Source organism: Curtobacterium sp. MCBD17_030 (genome assembly GCF_003224255.1).
In the GTDB taxonomy this organism is placed as follows: Bacteria; Actinomycetota; Actinomycetes; order Actinomycetales; family Microbacteriaceae; genus Curtobacterium.
The window spans coordinates 159,589-180,438 of sequence record NZ_QKLI01000004.1; the positions used below are offsets into that span (position 1 = coordinate 159,589).

General features: G+C 72.5%; 15 protein-coding genes and 1 pseudogene. 13 read left to right on the forward strand and 3 right to left on the reverse strand.

Annotated features, from left to right (window positions below):
• Window positions 1-2 precede the first annotated feature (2 nt).
• The 6 genes and pseudogenes from cydD (at window position 3) to holA (ending at window position 10,525) form a co-directional block, all read left to right on the forward strand.
• Window positions 3-1,682, forward strand: a complete 1,680-nt coding sequence (cydD, locus tag DEI89_RS06015) for a thiol reductant ABC exporter subunit CydD (protein WP_110903132.1) — start codon at window positions 3-5, stop codon at window positions 1,680-1,682.
• The gene (cydC, locus tag DEI89_RS06020; RefSeq protein ID WP_110903133.1) at window positions 1,679-3,409 is read left to right on the forward strand and encodes a thiol reductant ABC exporter subunit CydC; all 1,731 of its coding nucleotides are present in this window, start codon (window positions 1,679-1,681) and stop codon (window positions 3,407-3,409) included. The genes cydD and cydC overlap by 4 nt, the downstream gene beginning before the upstream one ends.
• A gap of 50 nt (window positions 3,410-3,459) precedes the next feature.
• Complete coding sequence (leuS, locus tag DEI89_RS06025) at window positions 3,460-6,006, forward strand: leucine--tRNA ligase (protein ID WP_110903208.1); 2,547 nt, start codon at window positions 3,460-3,462, stop codon at window positions 6,004-6,006.
• A gap of 240 nt (window positions 6,007-6,246) precedes the next feature.
• Window positions 6,247-6,966 (forward strand): ComEA family DNA-binding protein, encoded by a 720-nt coding sequence (locus tag DEI89_RS06035; RefSeq protein ID WP_110903134.1) that lies wholly within the window; start codon window positions 6,247-6,249, stop codon window positions 6,964-6,966.
• A 764-nt stretch (window positions 6,967-7,730) separates the two neighbouring features.
• Window positions 7,731-8,789: pseudogene (locus DEI89_RS18305) on the forward strand (ComEC/Rec2 family competence protein); the annotation flags it as partial.
• 716 nt (window positions 8,790-9,505) lie between these two features.
• On the forward strand, window positions 9,506-10,525 hold the full coding sequence (holA, locus tag DEI89_RS06055) for a DNA polymerase III subunit delta (protein WP_110903136.1): 1,020 nt from the start codon (window positions 9,506-9,508) through the stop codon (window positions 10,523-10,525).
• 339 nt (window positions 10,526-10,864) lie between these two features.
• On the opposite strand, the gene rpsT is transcribed toward holA, so the two are convergent.
• Complete coding sequence (gene rpsT / locus DEI89_RS06060) at window positions 10,865-11,125, reverse strand: 30S ribosomal protein S20 (RefSeq protein WP_110903137.1); 261 nt, start codon at window positions 11,123-11,125, stop codon at window positions 10,865-10,867.
• A 203-nt stretch (window positions 11,126-11,328) separates the two neighbouring features.
• Here rpsT and DEI89_RS06065 point away from each other — a divergent pair, with 203 nt between their 5' ends.
• The 3 genes from DEI89_RS06065 (at window position 11,329) to DEI89_RS06075 (ending at window position 15,070) form a co-directional block, all read left to right on the forward strand.
• Window positions 11,329-12,495 (forward strand): pyridoxal phosphate-dependent aminotransferase, encoded by a 1,167-nt coding sequence (locus tag DEI89_RS06065; protein WP_110903138.1) that lies wholly within the window; start codon window positions 11,329-11,331, stop codon window positions 12,493-12,495.
• 83 nt (window positions 12,496-12,578) lie between these two features.
• A complete protein-coding gene (gene lepA / locus DEI89_RS06070; RefSeq protein WP_110903139.1) occupies window positions 12,579-14,426 on the forward strand; it encodes a translation elongation factor 4 in 1,848 nt (615 codons plus the stop codon).
• A complete protein-coding gene (locus tag DEI89_RS06075; RefSeq protein ID WP_258366249.1) occupies window positions 14,423-15,070 on the forward strand; it encodes a DUF1990 family protein in 648 nt (215 codons plus the stop codon). The genes lepA and DEI89_RS06075 overlap by 4 nt, the downstream gene beginning before the upstream one ends.
• A gap of 185 nt (window positions 15,071-15,255) precedes the next feature.
• Here DEI89_RS06075 and DEI89_RS06080 read toward each other — a convergent pair whose 3' ends face one another.
• Window positions 15,256-15,948, reverse strand: a complete 693-nt coding sequence (locus DEI89_RS06080) for an HAD family hydrolase (RefSeq protein WP_181421523.1) — start codon at window positions 15,946-15,948, stop codon at window positions 15,256-15,258.
• A gap of 29 nt (window positions 15,949-15,977) precedes the next feature.
• Between DEI89_RS06080 and hemW the strand changes: the two genes are divergently transcribed.
• A complete protein-coding gene (gene hemW, locus DEI89_RS06085; protein WP_110903210.1) occupies window positions 15,978-17,195 on the forward strand; it encodes a radical SAM family heme chaperone HemW in 1,218 nt (405 codons plus the stop codon).
• Window positions 17,196-17,219: 24 nt separating this feature from the next.
• On the opposite strand, the gene DEI89_RS06090 is transcribed toward hemW, so the two are convergent.
• Window positions 17,220-17,720 (reverse strand): DUF4870 domain-containing protein, encoded by a 501-nt coding sequence (locus DEI89_RS06090; protein WP_258368788.1) that lies wholly within the window; start codon window positions 17,718-17,720, stop codon window positions 17,220-17,222.
• A gap of 119 nt (window positions 17,721-17,839) precedes the next feature.
• On the opposite strand from DEI89_RS06090, the gene hrcA reads away from it, so the two are divergent.
• Genes hrcA through DEI89_RS06105 form a run of 3 tightly spaced genes read left to right on the forward strand, consistent with a single transcriptional unit; the run spans window position 17,840 to window position 20,788 of the window.
• Window positions 17,840-18,862 (forward strand): heat-inducible transcriptional repressor HrcA, encoded by a 1,023-nt coding sequence (gene hrcA, locus DEI89_RS06095; RefSeq protein WP_110903141.1) that lies wholly within the window; start codon window positions 17,840-17,842, stop codon window positions 18,860-18,862.
• A 49-nt stretch (window positions 18,863-18,911) separates the two neighbouring features.
• The gene (gene dnaJ, locus DEI89_RS06100; RefSeq protein WP_110903142.1) at window positions 18,912-20,024 is read left to right on the forward strand and encodes a molecular chaperone DnaJ; all 1,113 of its coding nucleotides are present in this window, start codon (window positions 18,912-18,914) and stop codon (window positions 20,022-20,024) included.
• A complete protein-coding gene (locus DEI89_RS06105) occupies window positions 20,024-20,788 on the forward strand; it encodes a 16S rRNA (uracil(1498)-N(3))-methyltransferase (protein WP_110903143.1) in 765 nt (254 codons plus the stop codon). Before dnaJ ends, DEI89_RS06105 begins: the two co-directional genes overlap by 1 nt.
• Window positions 20,789-20,850: the final 62 nt, after the last annotated feature.

A 20,850-nucleotide genomic window follows, 5' to 3' on the forward strand; every position in this document is an offset into this window, starting at 1 on the left:
GTGTGAAGCCGCTCGATCCCCGCCTGCTCCGTCTGTCCCGGACGGCGCGCGGCTTCGTCGTGGCCGCCGCCGGCACCGGCGCGGTACGCACCATCGCGACCATCGCGATCGCCTGGGGGATCGCGGCCGCGGTGACCCAGGTCGTCGACGCGGTCCCCGCCGGTGCCGTCCCCGCGACGTTCGCCGGCACGCTCGCCCTGCTCGGCGGCGCGTTCCTGCTCCGCGCGGTCGCGGCCTGGGCGACCGACGACCTCGCCGCCCGCGCCGGTGCCCGCGTGAAGAGCGAACTCCGCGCCTCCGTGCTCCGGCGCGCGGCCGACCGGGGCCCCGGGTGGCTCGCCGGCCGGTCGAGCGCCGGTTTCGCCGCCACGCTCGGCCCCGGGCTCGACGCGCTGGACGCTTACTTCGGCCGGTACCTGCCGCAGCTCGCGCTCACCGCCGTCGCCACCCCGCTGCTGCTCGTCGCGATCGGCTTCGGCGACCTGACGAGTGCTGTCGTCATCGTCTGCGCGATGCCCGTCATCCCGGTGTTCATGGCCCTCATCGGTTTGGCCACCCGGTCGCTGCAGCAGCGGCAGGCCGACGCGCTCGCCCGGCTCGGTGGGGCGTTCACCGAGGCCGTCGAGGGGCTCGCGACCCTCAAGGTGTTCGGTCGTGCCCGCCGCCAGGTCGGCCGCATCGGGCAGGTCACGGACGAGTACCGCCAGGGCACCATCGGTGTGCTGCGGCTGTCCTTCGTCAGCGGCTTCGCCCTCGAGCTGGCTGCGAGCCTGTCCGTCGCGCTCGTCGCGGTGTCGATCGGGATCCGGCTGGTCGACGGCTCGCTCGGCCTCGGCGCGGCGATGTTCGTCCTGGTCCTCGCCCCGGAGGCGTTCGCCCCGCTCCGGCAGGTCGGCGCCGACTTCCACGCGGCCCAGGACGGGGTGCAGGCGTCCCAGGCCGTCCTCGACGTGCTCGACGACCCCGACGTCCCGGTACCAGCTGCGCCGGACACCGTCGCCGCCGCCGGGGTGGACGTCCCGGCGCCGGCCCTGGTGCTCGCCGGGCTCACCGTGCACCGCTCCGACACGGTCGTCGGCCCGGTCGACCTCACCGCCCCGACCGGGACCGTCGTCGCCCTCTCCGGCCCGAGCGGCTCCGGCAAGTCCAGCCTGATCGCCGCGATCCGCGGGGTCCTCCCCGCCGACGGCACGGTCACGGTGCCCGGGCGTGCCGACCTGCCGGTCCTCGACCGCACCACCTGGGTCGACCAGCGTCCGCGACTGGTGCGCGGCACGGTCGCCGAGAACGTCGCCCTCAGCGCCCAGCCGGACACGGCGGACGTGCGGACCGCGCTCGGTGCGGTGGGGCTGGGAGTCGAGCCGGGCCTCCCGGTCGGCAGTGGCGGGTCCGGGCTGTCCGGCGGGCAGGCGCAGCGTGTCGCCGTCGCGCGCGGGCTGTACCGTGCGGCGCGGCTCGAGACGCCGCTGGTGCTCCTCGACGAGCCGACGTCGGCCCTCGACGCGGAGTCCGAGGCGCAGGTCGTCGCCGCCCTCCGCCGACTGGCGGACGCGGGGGCGGTCGTCGTCGTCGCGAGCCACCGACCCGCCGTCGTGGCCGCTGCCGACGTCGTCGTCGCGATCCGCGCCTCCGGATCCGTCACGGTCTCGTCGCAGCGGTCGCCACAGGAGGTGTCCGCATGAGCAGCACCCGCGCGAGCAGCACCCGCGTGAGCCGCCCCGACGGCCGGGAGGCCCGCACCCGGTCCGTCCTCCGACTCGCCCTGCCCCGTGGGCGGGGTTGGGCGAAGGCCGTCGCCGCGGGCGTGCTCAGCGCGCTCTGCGGAGTGGCCCTGCTCGCCGCCAGCGGGTACCTGATCACGCGAGCCGCCGAGCACCCGCCGATCCTCTACCTGACGCTCGTCATGGTCGGCGTCCGCGCCTTCGCCCTCGGGCGCGCGGTGTTCCGCTACGTGGACCGGCTCGCCGGACACGACGCGTCGTTCCGCCAGCTCGCCGTCGTCCGGACCGAGATGTACCGTCGGCTCGCCTCCGTCGCTCCCGCCGGGCTCGGATCGACCGGGCGCGGCGACCTCATGACGCGGCTCGTCACCGACACCGACCGGCTGCAGGACCTGCCGATCCGGGTGGTCGGGCCGCTCGTCTCGGCCGGCGTCACCGCGTTCCTCTCGGTCGTCGCCGTCGCGTTCGTGTCCCTGCCAGCCGCCCTCGTGCTGCTGTCGGCCCTCGGCACGGCAGCCCTGGTCGGGACCGTCGTGACCGCCGCGGTCGCCCGCCGCTCCGACGCGGTGACCGCCGCCGACCGCGGACGCGTCGCGGACCTGGTGCTCGACACCGTCCGGACGCTCGACGTGTTCGTGGCCTACGGCACGCTGGAGGAACGACTCACCCACATCGCGCGGCTCGACCACCGCGTCACGCGGGCCGTCCGCCGCCGCGGCGCCGTCGAGTCACTCGTCGGCGCGCTCGTCGGCCTGGTCGGCGGGGCTGCGGTCATCGGGACGCTGGCCGTGGGCGCGCCGGCAGTCGTCCGTGGTGCCCTGGACGGCCCGCTCTGGGCACTGGCGGTGTTCGTCCCGCTCGCGCTGTTCGAGGTCGTCGGTGGTGTCCCGCTCGCCGTCCTCACACTCCGTCGGGTCCGGGCCGCCGCATACCGCGTCGAACGGGTCGTCCCCGCGGAGCTGCCGGTCGGACTGGTGCCCGAACCCGAGGACGCCGCCAGCCCGGAGGCCCTCGTGGCGCCGGCCGCCGTCACCGTCCGGGTCCGTGACCTGTCCGTCCGCTGGCCGGGCGCGCAGACCCCCGCGGTCGACGGGGTCTCGTTCGACCTGCACCCGGGCGAGGTCGTCGTGCTCAGCGGGCCGAGCGGCGCCGGCAAGTCGACGCTGGTGGACGCCCTCGTCCGGTTCGTCGACCACACCGGCAGCGTCACCCTGGACGGGACGGACGTACGGACGATGCACCCCGACGCGGTCCGCGCCCGCATCGGTCTGATCGAGCAGGACCCGTTCGTCTTCGACCAGTCGGTCCGGCAGAACCTGCTCTTCGCGCGGGAGACCGCGACCGACGACGAACTGCTCGCCGTGCTCGTCCGGGTCGGACTGGGGGACTGGATCCGGCGTCGTGGAGGACTCGGCGCCGCCGTGGGGGAGCGCGGTTCGCTCGTGTCCGGGGGCCAGGCCCACCGGTTGGCCCTGGCGCGGGCCCTCCTGCACGAGTTCCCGGTCCTGGTGCTCGACGAGCCGACCGCCGACATCGACCCCGACCTCGGTGACGACGTGCTGCGCGACCTCGTGACGACCGCCCGCGCGGCCGGACGCTCCCTGCTCGTCGTGTCGCACGTACCGGTGCCGGCCGACCTCGTCGACCGGACCCTGCGGATGCGGGACGGACGCCTGCTCACGCGGTGACCCGGCGCACGGACGCGAGACGGTCCTGACGGCTTGTATCGTTGACGACCGTGACCATCGAGCAGCACGTCGAGGACCCGCACGCCTACGACTTCCGGCGCATCCAGCAGAAGTGGCAGGCGCGGTGGGAAGAGCTCGGCCTCTTCACCGCCGACCCCGACGACAAGCGCCCGCGCAAGTACATCCTCGAGATGTTCCCCTACCCCTCCGGCGACCTGCACATGGGGCACGCCGAGAACTGGGCGCTCGGGGACTTCGTCGCGCGCTACTGGCGCCAGCAGGGCTTCAACGTGCTGCACCCGATCGGCTGGGACTCGTTCGGCCTGCCCGCCGAGAACGCCGCCATCAAGCGCGGCGTCGACCCGAAGGACTGGACCTACGCGAACATCGCGCAGCAGAAGGCGTCCTTCAAGCGCTACGCGCCGTCGTTCGACTGGTCGACCGAGATCCACACCTCCGACCCCGAGTACTACAAGTGGAACCAGTGGCTGTTCCTGAAGATGTACGAGAAGGGGCTGGCGTACCGGAAGGACAGCTGGGTCAACTGGGACCCGGTGGACCAGACCGTCCTGGCCAACGAGCAGGTCCTGCCCGACGGCACCTCGGACCGCTCCGGCGCCGTCGTCGTCAAGAAGAAGCTGACGCAGTGGTACTTCAAGATCACGGACTACGCGGACCGGCTGCTCGACGACCTCAACCAGCTCGAGGGCCGATGGCCGTCGAAGGTCATCGCGATGCAGCGCAACTGGATCGGCCGCTCGGTCGGTGCTGACGTCGACTTCGTCATCGAGGGCCGTGACGAGCCCGTCACCGTGTTCACCACGCGCCCGGACACCATCCACGGCGTGACCTTCCTGGTCGTCGCACCGGACTCCGACCTGGCCGCCGAGCTCGTCGCCGACCCGTCCGTCGACGATGCCACCCGCGCCGCGTTCCAGGACTACCTGGTCGCCACGCAGAAGGCCTCGGACATCGACCGGCAGAACGCCGACCGCCCGAAGACCGGCGTCCCGCTCGGCCGTTCGGCGATCCACCCGCTGACCGGGGAGCGCCTGCCGCTGTGGGCTGCCGACTACGTCCTCGCCGACTACGGGCACGGCGCCGTGATGGCCGTGCCCGCGCACGACCAGCGCGACCTGGACTTCGCCCGGGCCTTCGACCTGCCGGTGAAGGTCGTCGTCGACACGAACCAGCCGGTCACCGGTGCGATCCCCGTGATCACCGACGAGACCGAACTGCCCTCGATCGACCCGACGACCACCGGCGAAGCCCTCACCGGACAGGGGCGGATGATCAACTCCGGTTCGCTCGACGGGATGAGCAAGCAGCACGCCATCACCGCGGCGATCAGCCTGCTCGAGGAGCGCGGCACCGGTCGTGCCGCCAAGACCTACCGCCTGCGCGACTGGCTCATCTCGCGACAGCGTTTCTGGGGCACCCCGATCCCGATCATCCACGGCGAGGACGGCACCCAGTACCCGGTGCCCGAGGACCAGCTCCCCGTGGTCCTGCCCGACACCGAGGGCCTCGACCTCAAGCCGAAGGGCACCTCGCCCCTCGGTGGTGCGACGGAGTGGGTGAACGTGCCGAACCCGGTCGACGGCAGCCCGGCCCGCCGCGACCCGGACACCATGGACACGTTCGTCGACTCGTCCTGGTACTTCCTGCGCTTCCTGTCCCCGCAGGACGAGACGCAGGCGTTCGACCCGGCACTCGTCAACAAGTGGGCGCCGGTCGACCAGTACATCGGCGGTGTCGAGCACGCGATCCTGCACCTGCTCTACGCGCGCTTCGTCACGAAGGTGCTGTTCGACCTCGGCTACCTCGACTTCACCGAACCGTTCTCGGCGCTGCTCAACCAGGGCATGGTGCTCTCCGGCGGCTCGAAGATGTCGAAGTCGAAGGGCGGCGTCTCGCTCGGTGACGAGCTCGACGCGCACGGCGTCGACGCGATCCGCCTGGTGATGGGCTTCGCCGGCCCGCCCGAGGACGACATCAACTGGGAGGACGTCTCGCCCGCGGCCTCCGCACGCTTCCTGGCACGCGCGTACCGCATCGCCGTCGACGTCACCTCGACGCCCGACGCCGTCTGGTCCACCGGTGACCGCGGCGTCCGACAGGCCACGCACCGCTTCCTGGCGGACGCTCCGGGGCTGATGGAGTCGTTCAAGTTCAACGTCGTGATCGCACGACTCATGGACCTGGTGAACGTGACCCGCAAGGCGATCGACAGCGGACCCGGTGCCGCGGACCCCGCCGTGCGTGAGGCCGCGGAGACGATCGCCCTCGGGCTCAGCGTCTTCGCGCCGTACACCGGCGAGGAGATGTGGCAGACGCTCGGCTACGACTCGTCGGTCGCCACGTTCGGCTGGCGGAAGGCTGACCCGACGCTGCTCGTGCAGGAGACGCTGACCGCGGTCGTGCAGGTCAACGGCAAGGTGCGGGACTCGTTCGAGGTGTCGAAGTCGATCGAGGCCGACGAACTCGAGCAGCTCGCCCGGTCGTCGGCGGCGGTGCAGCGGTACATCGGCGACCGCGAGATCGTGAAGGTCATCGTCCGGGCACCGAAGCTCGTCAACATCGCCATCAAGGGCTAGTTGCTCCGGGGCCGGGTCCTCCGGACCTGGTCCGTCCGGGGCCGATCCCTCCGGGGCCGATCCCTCCGGGGCCGATCCCTCCGGGGCCGGTCCCTCCGGGGCCGGTCCCTCCGGGGCCGGTCCCTCCGGGGCCGGTCCCTCCGGGGCCGGTCCCTCCACAGGGGGCGGCGCGCGGGCTCCGTCCACAGGTGGTCTGCGTGGGGCCCGGTCGACAGACCGGGCTCCGTAGCGTCTCGGGACATGTCCCGGTTCACGCTGTCACCCCGTGCCGCCCTCCTGCTGGTGGGCGTCGTGGCGGTGCTCGCGCTCGGGGTCGTCGTCGCCGGGTGGTGGGGCGGCGGTCGCGGGGGCGAGGAGTCGGGGTCCGGCGTCGCGGTCGTGTCGGGGGCGCCGACGGTCGGTGTCCCGGAGCCGTCGGCGGCCGTGCCCGTCCCGTCGTCGACCGCTGCTCCCACTGCGTCCGCGGTGCCGGCGACCGCAGTGCTCTACGTCGTCGGGGCGGTCGAGCACCCGGGGGTCGTCACGGTGGGCGCCGACGCCCGTGTCGCGGATGCGCTGGTCGCAGCCGGGGGAGCGGTGGCGGACGCCGACCTGTCGCGGCTGAACCTGGCGCGGCCGGTCGTCGACGGCGAGCGGCTGTACGTGCCCCGCGTCGGCGAGACGGACGTCCCGGCCGAGCTGCCCGCGGGAGCGGGTGCTGGTCCCGGTGGCTCGGCCTCCGGGACCACGGGCTCGTCGGGTGCGGGCAGCGGTGCGGGGGCCGTGCCGGACGTCGTGGACCTCAACACCGCAGACGCCGCCGCGCTCGAGACGCTCCCCGGCATCGGGCCGGCGCTGGCGGAGCGGATCCTCTCCTGGCGCGACGAGCACGGCGGGTTCCGCTCGGTCGAGGACCTGCTCGAAGTCAGCGGCATCGGCGAGGGCCGCTTCGCCGAGCTGCAGGACCGGGTGCGGGTGTGAGCGGCCCGGTGCTGTCGGCTCCCGCTCGGAGCGCGTCCGGCGCGGCGCACGGCAGCGCGCTGCGGGCGTCGCTGGTCGACCTCCGGCTCGCTGGACCGGTCGCGGTGACGTGGATCGTCGTCGCGGTGCTCGTCGGCGTCCCCCGACTCGCCGGCGGGGTGGCCGTCGGCGCGGTCGTCCTCGGTCTGGCGTCGCTCGGCGTGCTCCTCTGGCGCGGGGTGTCCGTCCTCGTCCGGGCGATCGCGGCACTGGTGCTGACGACGGCCCTGCTGGTCGCCCTGACGGCCGCAGCGGTCACAGCCGGGCAGGTGCACCGGGCCCCGTCGATCGTGCGGCAGACGGCCGGCCACAGCCTGGAGGCCCGTGTCCGGTTGGATCGCGACCTCGCCCCCGCCGACCGGTCCGTGATCGGGACGCTCGAGGCGGTCGTGGTGCGAGCCTCCCGTCAGGACGGCCTGCGCGTGCCGGTCCGGCTCGTACCGGCCCCCGACGAACCGCGGCGGACCGTGCTGTCGGCCGGATCGGTCGTCGTCGTCCGCGGACAGCTGCTGGTCGAGGACCCCGGATCGCCGACCAGCGTCGTGCTCTTCGCCCGCGGAGCCGTCACGCCGCAGGCGGGTCCGACCGGGCTGCTCGGCGCCAGTGCAGTCGCACGGGCGGCGTTCGTCGACGTCACCGCCGACCTGCCGGAGCCGGGTGCGGCGCTCCTCCGCGGGCTGGCGATCGGGGACCGCTCCGGGCTCGACGCCGAGACGGAGCAGGCGATGGAGACCTCGGCGCTGACCCACCTGACCGCGGTCTCCGGGTCGAACTGTGCGGTCCTCGTCGGCCTCGTGGTGCTGCTCGGACGGGCGATCGGGGCCCCACGGGCGCTGCGTGCCGCCGTGGCCGTGGTCGTGCTGCTCGGGTTCGTCGTCCTCGTCCGTCCGGACCCGTCGATCACCCGCGCGACCGTGATGGCGATCGTGGTCCTCGTCGTGCACCTGACCGGACGGCCGGTGCGCGGCGTACCGCTGATCGCCCTCGCCGCCGTCGGCATGCTCGTCGTCGACCCGTGGGCGGCCCGCTCGTTCGCCTTCGCGCTGTCGGTGCTCGCGACCACCGGGATCGTGGTCCTCGCTGCGCCCGTGACCGACCTGCTCGCGCGGCGGGTCGGGAGGCCCGTCGCGACCGCGGTCGCGGTGCCGGTCGCCGCGCAGGTCGCCTGCTGGCCGGTCACGATCCCGCTCTCCGCCGCCCTGCCGACGTACGCGGTGCCGGCGAACCTGCTCGCCGAGGTCCTGGCACCGGTCGCCACCGTCGTCGGTCTCGCCGCGTGCCTGCTCGCGCCGGTGTGGCCGGTGGGCGCCGGGCTTCTCGCGACCGTCGGTTGGGTGCCCGCTGCCGGGATCGGACTCATCGCACACGGGGCCGCCGGCCTGCCGACCGCCTCGGCACCGTGGCCGTCCGGGGCGGGCGGGGTCATCGCCGCCGGGGTCGTGAGCGCAGCCCTCGCGGTCGGGGTGCTCGTTCGCCGACGCCTGCGTCGGGTGGCGCTCGGAGTGGCCGTGCTCGTGCTCGTCGGGGGAGTCGGGTCGGTCGCGGTGCCCGCGGTCCTCGTCCGGGGCAGTGTCCCGACCGGATGGACCGTCGCGATGTGCGACGTCGGGCAGGGCGACGCCACCCTGCTCCGGAGCGGTGGACGCACGGCGCTCGTCGACACCGGGGACGATGCCGAGCGTCTGGTCTCCTGTCTGGCCCTCCTCGGCGTCGACCGGATCGACCTGCTCGTCCTGACCCACTTCGACCGCGACCACGTCGGCGCCGTGGCCTCGGTCGCGACACGGGTGGAGACCGCCCTGGTCGGTCCGGTCGGCCGGCCCGCGGACGACCGGGTGGTCCGGGACCTCCGGAGCGCGGGGGTGGCGGTCCGGCGGGCAGCCGATCGGACCAGCGGCCTGCTCGGGGACCTCCGCTGGCGGGTGCTGTGGCCGCCGGACGGCGAGGAGCGTGCGGGCAACGCCGCGAGCATCGTCCTCCGGGTCGATCCTGCACGGGAGCGACCCTGCCCGGGTTGCGTCAGCGCGGTGCTCCTCGGCGACCTGGGCGAGGACGCGCAGCGTCGGCTGCTGCGGACCGCGCCGCCGGAGACGCTGACGCCCGTGGACGTCGTGAAGGTCGCGCACCACGGGTCCGCGGACCAGGACCCGGAGCTCTACCGGCAGCTCGCAGCCCGGGTCGGCCTCATCGGGGTCGGCGCGGACAACGACTACGGGCACCCGACACCGAGCGCCCTGCGGATGCTCGCCGCCGCCGGGACGGTGGCGTACCGCACGGACCGGTCGGGGACGGTCGTGGTGCGCGGTGAGAGCGACGATGCGGGCGCGGAGGCGGGTGGGGACTCCGGTGCCCAGAGCCGGGCACCGGTCGCGGTGTGGACCGAGCGCGACGCCGGGGCGTCGGCTGCCGCCCGTAGGATCGGTGCGACGCCGACCGGCACTGCGCCGCCGATGCACGGGCCCGGACGTCGTCGTCGCCCAGCACCACCGGAAGGACCCGCATGCCCGCCAAGAAGCCCGCGCGCGCCGCAGCGAAGATCGACCAGATCCCGTGGTCGGCGATCCGCCCGGCCCCGGTCGTCCTGGTCACCGGTGCCGAGACGTTCCTGGCGGAGCGGGCGATCGGCATGCTCCGCGACCTGCTCGTCGGCGAGGACCCGGCGCTCGAGGTGCACGACCTCGAGGCGGACCAGTACGCCCCCGGGCTGCTGTCGACGCTGGCGAGCCCGTCCCTCTTCGGTGAACCCCGACTGGTCCGTGTCACGAACGTCGAGAAGTGCACCGACGCCTTCATCACCGAGACGATCTCGTACCTGCAGAACCCGGCCGACGACGTCACCCTGGTGCTCCAGCACGGTGGTGGAGTCCGGGGCAAGAAGCTCCTCGACACGATCCGCAGCGGGGTCGGCGGCGGCATCGAGGTGCAGTGCGACGAGATCAAGCGCGACACCGACCGGATCGACTTCGTCAACGCCGAGTTCCGTGCTGCACGGCGGAAGATCGCACCCTCCGCCGTCCGGACCCTGGTGGCCGCGTTCGCGGACGACCTCGCCGAACTCGCCGCCGCCTGCCGACAGCTCCTGGCCGACGAGGCCGCGGAGATCACCGACCGGACCGTCGACAAGTACTACGGCGGCCGGGTCGAGACGAACGCGTTCAAGGTCGCCGACATCGCCCTGGCCGGCCGGTCCGCACCGGCGATCGTCGAACTCCGGCACGCGCTGGCAACGGGAGAGGCGCCCGTACCGATCGTCGCCGCGTTCGCGAGCAAGATCCGCACGATGGCGAAGGTCAGCTCCTTCCGCGGGTCGAGCGGGCAGGCGGCCTCGGCGCTCGGCATGGCGCCGTGGCAGGTCCAGCGTGCCCAGCGGGACGTCGCCGGCTGGAGCGAAGCAGGCCTCGCGAACGCGATCACGAGCATCGCGGCCGCCGACGCCGCGGTGAAGGGCGGGTCCCGCGACGCCCACTTCGCGCTCGAGGTGATGGTCCGCACCATCGCACGACGCGGCGAGGAGCGCTGACCGGCACCGGGCCTCCCGGCCGTCGGCGGAGCCGCTGCTGGGGACGCTCCGCTGCCGGCGTGCGCGATGACGCCCGTCCGGTGCCCGTCCGGTGCCCGGCCAGTGTCCGGCCGCGCCCGTGGTTCCGATCGGCTCCGCCCAACCGGGTCCGGATCGAACCGCAGCATCCCGCGGTTCGGAACGGTTGCTGTTGGGCGCAGCTGAACGGCACCGACCCGCCGCGCCGACCCGCGGCACCGGCCGCGGCCCCGCACGCGGCCTGCCCCGGCCCCGCACCCGGGAACGACGAAGGCCCCGCACCGAACGGTGCAGGGCCTTCGAGACGGTCAGACGCTCAGATCAGAGCGCGGAGACCTTCTTCGCGATGGCCGACTTGCGGTTCGCGGCCTGGTTCTTGTGGATGACACCCTTGCTCACGGCCTTGTCGAGCTTCTTCGACGCGAGCGACAGGGCGGCAACGGCCTTGTCCTTGTCGCCCGTGGCGATCGCCTCGTTGGTGTGACGGATGTACGTCTTGAGCTCCGACTTGTACGCCTTGTTGCGGTCGGTGGCCTTCTGGTTGGTCTTGATGCGCTTGAGCTGCGACTTGATGTTCGCCATGCGTGTTGCTCCTGGTTTCGTCTCGGACGGGTGGTTGCGATCCCGGGTAGAGGGGCCCTTCGTCGCATCGCGTTCCACCCGTGGGCGACGGAACGCGTAAGCCAGCGACTGACGTTACCAGGTCGACCCGTCCGGACCAAAGCCCGACACGGGTCGTGTGGCGACGAGACGGGCGCGCGATCCCGAGCGGATACGGTGTCGACATGCCGTCCGTCGCACCCCGCATCGACACCGTCCCACCGTCGGGCATCCGCCGGGTGTTCGAGCAGGCGGCCCTCCTCGACGACGTGACGATGCTCGTGATCGGTGAGCCGGACGTCCCCGTCGCCAAGCACATCGGTGACGCCGCACGTCGTGCGTGGGCCGAGGACCGCACCGACTACGGGCCCAACGGCGGCATCCCGCAGCTGCGGCAGGCGATCCAGGACAAGCTCCGCCGCGAGAACCGGATGGACGTCGACCTCGAGCAGGTCTGGGTCACCGTCGGTGCGACGCAGGCGCTGTTCACGGCGATGACGCTCGTGCTCTCGCCCGGTGACGAGGTCCTGGTACCGGACCCCGGCTACACGACCTTCACGATGAACGCCCACATCATCGGCGCGGACCCGGTGCCGTACCAGCTGTCGCCGGCGCACGGGTTCGAGCCCGACCTCGCCGCATTGGAGGCGCGGATCACCGACCGCACGCGCGCCATCATCGTGAACTCCCCGTCCAACCCGCTCGGCACCGTCTTCGGCGAGCAGACGCTGCGTGACCTGTTGGCGCTGGCGAAGCGCCACGACCTCTGGGTGATCAGCGACGAGGTCTACGAGTACTTCACCTACGGCACACGGCACCTGAGCCTGGCGTCCCTCGACGAGGACGACCGCGTCTTCTCGGCGTTCTCGCTGAGCAAGACGTACGCGATGACCGGCGTGCGGGTCGGCTACCTCGTCACGCCCAAGGGCCTCGGCCCGACGATGCGGACCGTCCAGGAGTCGATCATCAGCTGTGTCGCGGAGCCCGACCAGTGGGCGGCCCTCGCGGCGATCGTCGGCGACCACTCGTCGGTGCAGGACGCCCGCGAGCACTACCGCGAGAACCTCGAGATCGCGACGGGGGTCCTGGACGCCGCCGGCATCCGCTACCTCGATCCTCGAGGAGCGTTCTACCTGTGGATCGACGTCTCGCACGCGGCCCGGGGCGACGTCGCGGAGTGGGCCCTGGCGTTCCTCCAGCGCGAGCGGGTGGCGGTCGCGCCGGGCAGCGCGTTCGGCCGGACGGGTGAGGGGTGGATCCGGGTGTGCCTCGCGGCGTCGGCGGAGGACCTGCGCCGAGGACTCGGCGCGCTGCCGGTCCCGACCGCGGGCACGCACGCGACCGACGCCTGACCAGAGCCGGACCCGCCCGGTGCGCGCTGTCGGGGCGTGAGCATGGGACAATCGACGGACCGTCCGACCCACCCCGAGGAACCGTGAGCCCACAAGCATCTGCGCCGCTCGAGCCCGCCTCGACACCGGCCGCCGCGATCCGCAACTTCTGCATCATCGCGCACATCGACCACGGCAAGTCCACGCTGGCTGACCGCATGCTGTCGATCACCGGCATCGTCGAGGACCGGGCGATGCGTGCGCAGTACCTCGACCGGATGGACATCGAGCGTGAGCGCGGCATCACGATCAAGTCCCAGGCCGTCCGCATGCCGTGGGAGCTCGACGGCGAGACCTTCGCGCTGAACATGATCGACACCCCCGGGCACGTCGACTTCTCGTACGAGGTCTCTCGCTCCCTGGCCGCGTGCGAGGGAGCGATCCTGCTCGTCGACGCCGCGCAGGGCATCGAGGCCCAGACGCTCGCGAACCTGTACCTGGCGCTCGAGAACGACCTCGAGATCATCCCGGTCCTCAACAAGATCGACCTGCCGGCCGCCGAGCCGGAGAAGTACGCCGCCGAGCTCGCGCAGCTCATCGGGGGCAAGCCGGAGGACGTCCTGCGGGTCTCCGGCAAGACCGGCGAGGGCGTCGCCGAGCTGCTCGACCGGGTCGTCCGCACCGTGCCCGCTCCCGTCGGTACGGTCGACGCCGCACCCCGCGCGATGATCTTCGACTCGGTGTACGACAGCTACCGCGGTGTCGTGACCTACGTGCGCATGATCGACGGCTCGATCAAGCCGCGCGAGAAGGTCCAGATGATGTCGACCAAGTCGACGCACGAGATCCTGGAGATCGGGGTGTCGAGCCCGGAGCCGACCCCGACGAAGGGGCTCTCCGTCGGCGAGGTCGGGTACCTCATCACCGGCGTCAAGGACGTCCGCCAGTCCAAGGTCGGCGACACGGTCACGAGCGCGCAGCGTCCGGCGACCGACGCGCTGGCCGGCTACACGGACCCGAAGCCGATGGTCTTCTCGGGTTTGTACCCGATCGACGGCAGCGACTACCCGGTGCTCCGCGAAGCGCTCGACAAGCTCAAGCTGTCCGACGCGGCCCTGGTCTACGAGCCGGAGACGTCCGTGGCGCTGGGCTTCGGCTTCCGCTGCGGGTTCCTCGGCCTGCTGCACCTCGAGATCATCACCGAGCGACTGCGGCGCGAGTTCGACCTCGACCTCATCACCACCGCCCCGAGCGTGGTCTACGAGGTCACGACCGAGGACAACGAGGTCACCGAGGTCACGAACCCGTCCGAGTTCCCGACCGGCCGCATCCTCGAGGTCCGCGAGCCGATGGTCCGCGCTGCGATCCTGGCGCCCAAGGACTACGTCGGCGCGATCATGGAGCTCTGCCAGCAGCGGCGCGGCTCACTGCTCGGTATGGAGTACCTCGGCGAGGACCGCGTCGAGATCCGCTACGAGATGCCCCTCGGCGAGATCGTGTTCGACTTCTTCGACCAGCTGAAGAGCAAGACGCAGGGCTACGCCAGCCTGGACTACGAGCCCGTCGGTGACCAGGCCGCTGACCTCGTGAAGGTCGACATCCTGCTGCAGGGTGACCAGGTCGACGCGTTCAGCGCCATCGTGCACCGCGAGAAGGCGTACGCCTACGGCACGCTGATGACCGAGCGACTGCGCAAGCTCATCCCGCGCCAGCAGTTCGAGGTCCCGATCCAGGCCGCGATCGGCGCCCGCATCATCGCCCGTGAGAGCATCCGTGCCATGCGCAAGGACGTCCTGGCGAAGTGCTACGGCGGTGACATCACCCGCAAGCGCAAGCTCCTCGAGAAGCAGAAGGAGGGCAAGAAGCGCATGAAGACGATCGGCCGGGTCGAGGTCCCGCAGGAGGCCTTCATCGCCGCACTCTCCGGCGACGTGGAAGAGAAGAAGAAGTGAGCCGCGGACACCAGCACCGCACGGCGTTGACGTACGGCGCCGTCGGCGCGACCCAGGCGTCGGACCTCATGACGTACCCGCCGGAGGGCTTCGTACCGGCCGAGTCCCGCGCCCGCATCGGGCACGGCGACCAGCGCTTCGAGACCGCCGTCATGCAGGCGCTCACCTGGCAGATCCAGGAGCGCAGCGGGATGGGGGTCCGCGTCGAGGACACGCCCGAGGACGACGAGGTCCGCTACAACCCGGTCACGTTCGACGAACAGGGCGTCCCGATCGCCCCCGCCTCGATCGGCACGCCGCGGGTGGAGAAGACCACGCCCGACGGCACCCCGCTGATCACGGCGGGCACCACGGCGACGCTGACGATGCACGCCTTCGGGCAGACCGTCCAGGCGCCGGTGCGGGTCGTCGCGATCATCGACGAGCGCGACCGTAAGGGCTTCGCGTACGGCACACTCGACGGCCACCCGCTCTCGGGTGAAGAGTCCTTCGTCGTCGAGCGGACCCCGGACGGCTCGGTCTGGCTGCAGGTCCGCCAGTTCTCGCAGCCGGCCAGCCGCAAGTGGCGCTTCGTCGCGCCGCTGCTGCGCCGCCAGCAGCGGGTGATGGCGGAGAAGTACCTGGCCGCCCTGCGCGGCGACTGACCCGACGACGTGACCGGTCCCGGAGACCGGTCACGTGCCTCCCGGCCGGGAGGCCCGCCCCGCGCCCGACAGGCGCCGACCGGCAGCCCCGCGCCCGACCGGCAGCCCCGCGCCCGACCGGCAGCAACGGGGCCGCCCGGCGGCCACGGGGCCGACCGGGACCAGCAGGCAGACCACCGGTCTGCTCAGGCGAGCGGCGCCAGGCCCGCGATCGCGTCCTCGATGAGCCCCGCGTCCTGGACGCAGTCCCGCGCCACGGCCACCGCGCTCGTCCCCTGGAGCGCCGCCACGTCGTACGCGCCGGTCGCGACCGCCACGAACGGGATCCCGACCGCATCCGCCGCCTCGCCGTCGCGCGGGGTGTCCCCGACGATGACCGCCCGGGTGCCGGACAGGGCTGCGGCGGCGACGGCGGTGATGCCGGCCCGCTCGACCTCGGTGTCGCCGAAGTACGAGTGTTCCCAGTCGAAGACGTCGACGTCGAAGCCCGCGCCGAGCAGCTTGACGCGGGCTCGGTACGCGGAGTTGCCGGTGAGCAGGCCGTTCCGCCAGCCGAGGTCGGCGAAGCGTCGGACCAAGTCGATCGCGCCGGGTGCCGGGATGCGTCGGTCGCCAGAGCGGTGCCGTTCCTCGGACAGGTCGCGGAGGTGTCCGCTGACGGTGGGGACCAGGTCGTCGCCCAGGTGGTGCGCGCGGACGTGCTCGACGATGATGCCGGCGTCGGTCCGACCGTGCTGGTGGCCGACGAGCTGCGGGAGGTCGCGGCCGAGCGCTCGTTCCAGCGCCAGGTGGTACAGGTTCCCCGGTGCCGCGGCGTTGCGCACGAGGGTGCCGTCGATGTCCCAGAGGACCGTGGTGGTGACCGGATGGTGCTCCATGCCGTCCATGATGACGGACAATGGACTCCATGCCGAGTGCTCTCCCGATCGCCGATCCCGCTCCGTCGGACGGACTGGTCGAACCGGCACCCGGAGCGGGTCAGGTGCCGTTCGGCGTCTACGTCCACGTGCCCTTCTGCCGGGTGCGGTGTGGGTACTGCGACTTCAACACGTACACGGCCTCCGAGCTCCGCGGAGTCCGGCGTGACGACTACGCCGGCCACGCCCTCCGTGAGATCGCGTTCGCGGACCAGGTGCTCGAGCGCTCCGGCGTCCCGCGGCGGCCGGTCTCGACGGTGTTCTTCGGCGGCGGCACCCCGACGATGCTGCCGGCGTCCGACCTGGCGATGATCCTGCGGGCGGTCGACGACACGTGGGGGATCCTGCCCGGGGCCGAGGTCACGACCGAGGCCAACCCGGACTCCGTCGACGCCGAGTCGATCGCGACGCTGCAGCGCGCCGGCTTCACCCGGATGAGCTACGGCATGCAGTCGGCAGTGCCGCACGTGCTGGCGACCCTGGACCGCACGCACGACCCCGAGCGGGTGCCGGTGGTCGTCGACCTCGCGAAGCAGCAGGGTCTCGACGTCAGCCTGGACCTCATCTACTCGACGCCGGGGGAGTCGCTCGACGACTGGCGCACCTCGCTCGACGCGGCGATCGCCTGCGCTCCGGACCACGTGTCCGCCTACTCGCTCATCGTCGAGGACGGGACCGCGATGGGCCGTGCCGTGTCCCGCGGGGAGTTGCCCGCCCCGGACGACGACCTGGCGGCGGACATGTACGAGCTCGCCGACCAGGTGCTGCGTGACGCCGGCTACGACTGGTACGAGGTCTCGAACTGGTCGCGCGGCGCCGGACACGCCAGTCGGCACAACCTGTCCTACTGGAAGGGCCACGACTGGTGGGGCATCGGCCCGGGCGCGCACTCCGCCGTCGCCGGCACCCGCTGGTGGAACGTCAAGCACCCGGCCGCCTACGCGAACAAGGTGCTGCAGGACGTGTCCCCGGCCGCCGGGCGCGAGACCCTGGACGACGAGACGCGCTACGTCGAGCGGGTCCTGCTCGCCGCGCGGGTCCGCGGCGAGCTGCGGATCGACGAGCTCCGCCGGGAGGCCCGTGGCCGCGTCGCCGGCCTCATCGCCCGTGGTCTCGTGGACGGCCGGGCAGCGCTCGGCGGGACGCTGGAACTGACCCTGCCGGGACGGCTGCTCGCCGACGCCGTGGTCCGCGACCTGCTCGACTGACCGGTCGGTCCCGGTACGTGCTCGCTACTGCTTGATGAACTCGATGGTGAGCGGGTACCGGTAGAACTGCCCCTGGTTCGCAGCGAGGGCGGCCAGGATGCCGAACACGATCGACACGATCCCGGTGGCCGTGATCACGAGGAACCCGATGCCGAGCACCGACGTCAGGATGCCGGCGAAGTAGGCGATGGCCATCGTGATGTGGAAGTTCAGTGCCGCCCGGGTGTGCTCCCGGACGAAGTTGCCGCGGTCCCGCAGGACGAAGTAGGCGATGACCGGCACCAGGACGTTCGAGAAGATCCCGCCGACGTGCGTCAGGGTCGCCCAGAGGCGCTGGTCCTCGGGGGTCATCGGCTGCGGGGGCCGGTAGCCGGACGGGTACTGCTGCCCGGGCTGCTGCCCGCCGCCGTACTGCCCACCGGGGTACTGCCCGCCGGGGTACTGGCCGCCGGGGTACTGCCCGCCGGGCTGCTTCCCGCCCGGGTACTGGTCGCCCGGGCCGCCGGGTCCGTGTCCGTCGCTCATGCCCGCAGCGTACCGAGCGACCGGTGGAGAAGTCCCGTCTCGTCGGCGGTCGGGCGTAGGATCAGCACTCGGCATGCGAGAGTGCCAGCCGGACGGATCGACACGAGCGGAGGGAACCGATGGTCAGCGAACGGAGCCTCGAGGTCCTCAAGGCGATCGTGCGCGACTACGTCGCCTCCCGCGAACCCGTCGGCTCGAAGACCATCGTCGAGCGCCACGCCTTCGGGGTCAGCGCCGCAACGATCCGCAACGACATGGCTCAGCTCGAGGACGAGCAGCTCATCATCGCCCCGCACACCTCCTCCGGCCGTGTGCCCACGGACAAGGGGTACCGGGTGTTCGTCGACCACCTGGCGGCGGCGCGTCCGCTCTCCGGCGCGCAGCGGCAGGCGATCGAGACCTTCCTCGGCGCCTCGAACGACCTCGACGACGTCCTCACCCGCACCGTCCGGCTGCTCAGCCAGTTGACGAACCAGGTCGCGCTCGTGCAGTACCCGACGATGGGCCACGCGCGTGTCCAGCACGTCGAACTCGTCCGCCTCGCGGACAACCGGTTGATGGTGGTCCTCATCACCGACACCGCCCGGGTCGAGCAGCGCGTCATCGAGACGGACGTCCCGTTCGACGAGTCCGCGCTCTCCGAACTCCGCACCCTCGTCAACGGCGCGACCGTGGGCCTGCTGCTGCAGGACGCTCCGCCGGCGCTCCGTGAGATCCCCGGCCAGCTCCGGCCCGCGGTCCAGCCGCTCGCCGGCGTCGTGGTCGCGAGCCTGGTCGAGCAGGTCGCCGCCAACCGGCAGGACCGCCTGCTGATGGCGGGTGCCGCGAACCTGGCGAAGAGCGAGCAGGACTTCTCCGGCGGACTCTTCCCCGTGCTCGAGGCGATCGAGGAACAGGTCACCCTGCTCCGGTTGTTCGGCGAGATGCAGGTCGACGACATCGCCGTGGCAGCGAGCATCGGACGTGAGAACGCCGAGTACGGTCTCGACGCCACGAGCATCGTCGCCGGCGGCTACTTGGCCGCCCGCGGTGAGATCGCCCGACTGGGCGTCCTCGGTCCGACCAGGATGGACTACGGCACGAACATGGCCGCGGTCCGTGCGGTCGCCCGCTACCTGTCCCGGCTGCTCGGCGAGAACTGACCCGCCGGACACCCCCACCCCGTCCACCCACGCACCCCCTGAGGAACACTTGGCAGACCACTACGACGTCCTCGGCGTCCCGCGCGACGCCTCCGACGCCGACATCAAGAAGGCGTACCGGCGGCTTGCTCGCGAACTGCACCCGGACGTGAACCCGAGCCCCGACGCCGCTGAGCGCTTCAAGGACGTCACCCACGCGTACGACGTCCTCAGCGACCCGGAACAGCGCCGTCGCTTCGATGCCGGCCCCCAGGACGGCGGGTTCGGTGCCGCCGCCGGCGGCTTCAGCGACATCTTCGACGCCTTCTTCGGCGGGGGTGGTGGCGGTGGCGGCCGTGGGACCGGTCCGCGCAGCCGTGCCGAGCGCGGCGGCGACGCCCTGCTCCGGCTCGAGGTGGACCTGGACGAGGTCGTCTTCGGCACGCACAAGGACCTCGAGGTCGACACCGCCGTGCTCTGCGACACGTGCGGTGGCTCCTGTTGCGCGCCCGGCACGAGCCCGCAGACGTGCGACATCTGCGGCGGGACCGGCCACATCCAGCGCCAGGTCCGCTCGCTCCTCGGCAACGTCGTGACGAGCGCTCCGTGTGGCACCTGCCGCGGCTACGGCACCGTCATCCCGAACCCGTGCCCCACCTGTCAGGGTCAGGGCCGCGTCCGGGCCCGTCGCACCGTTCCGGTGGACGTGCCTGCCGGCGTCGACTCGGGCCTCCGCCTGCAGATGCCCGGCCAGGGCGAGGTCGGCCCGGCCGGTGGACCCGCCGGTGACCTGTACCTCGAGGTGCGCGTCCGCCACCACGACGTCTTCAGCCGTGACGGAGACGACCTCCTCGCGACGCTCGAGGTCCCGATGACCGACGCCATCCTCGGTGCGACGACCACGATCGACGGCCTGGACGGTCCGGTCGAGCTCGAGCTCCGTCCGGGCGTGCAGAGCGCCGACGTACTGGTCATCAAGGACCGCGGCGTCACGAAGCTCCGCGGTTCCGGCCGCGGTGACCTCAAGGTCGGCATCCAGGTCGTCACCCCGAGCAAGCTCTCGCACAAGGAGCGGCAGCTGGTCGAACAGCTCGCGAAGTCCCACAAGGCCGGTGCCCCGCAGCTGTCCCGCTTCCAGCAGGGCATGTTCGGGAAGCTCCGCGACCGGTTCTTCAACTTCTGATGGCCTCGCTCTACCTCGTCGACACGCTCGACGACGTCGCGGTGGGCGGCCAGGTGCCGCTCGAGGGTGCCGAGGGGCGCCACGCCGTGACGGTGTCGCGTGTCCGGGTCGGGGAGGAGCTCCGGATCTCGGACGGCCGCGGCACCGTGGTCGCCGGGACGGTCGCGTCGGTCGGCAAGGACTCGCTCCTGCTCACCGTCGCGACCGTCGGCGTCGAACCGGCTCCGCGTCCGTCCCTGACCCTCGTGCAGGCGCTCGCCAAGGGCGGCCGCGACGAGATGGCCGTGCAGGCCGCGACCGAGATCGGTGTCGACCGGGTGGTGCCGTGGGCAGCCGCGCGCAGCGTCTCGCGCTGGGACGGCCCGAAGGTCGAGAAGGGCCGCGCCCGGTGGGCGGCCATCGCGCACGAGGCAGCGAAACAGGCGGTGCGCTCGCGCGTCCCCGACGTGGTCGCGCCGGTGACGACGGCGCAGCTCGCCGGCGGCGCAGGAGCGGCAGCACCGGCGGACGGCCAGGAGGCCCGCCGGCAGCTGGTCCTGCTCGAACCGACCGCCTCGGTGCGCCTCGCCACCTGGGAGCCGCCGGCTGACGTCGACGAGATCGCCCTGGTCGTCGGGCCGGAGGGTGGGATCGAGCCGTCGGAGCTCGAGCGTCTGGAGTCGGCCGGCGCGGTGCGGGTCCGACTCGGCGGCACCGTGCTGCGGACCTCCACCGCCGGGCCGGCGGCCCTGGCCGTCCTGCAGTCGCGGCTCGGACGCTGGTGAGTCCGTACGGCGTGGATCGGAGCACCGGAGACATCGGGAAGGCGCGGCGTCGGTCGCGCGTT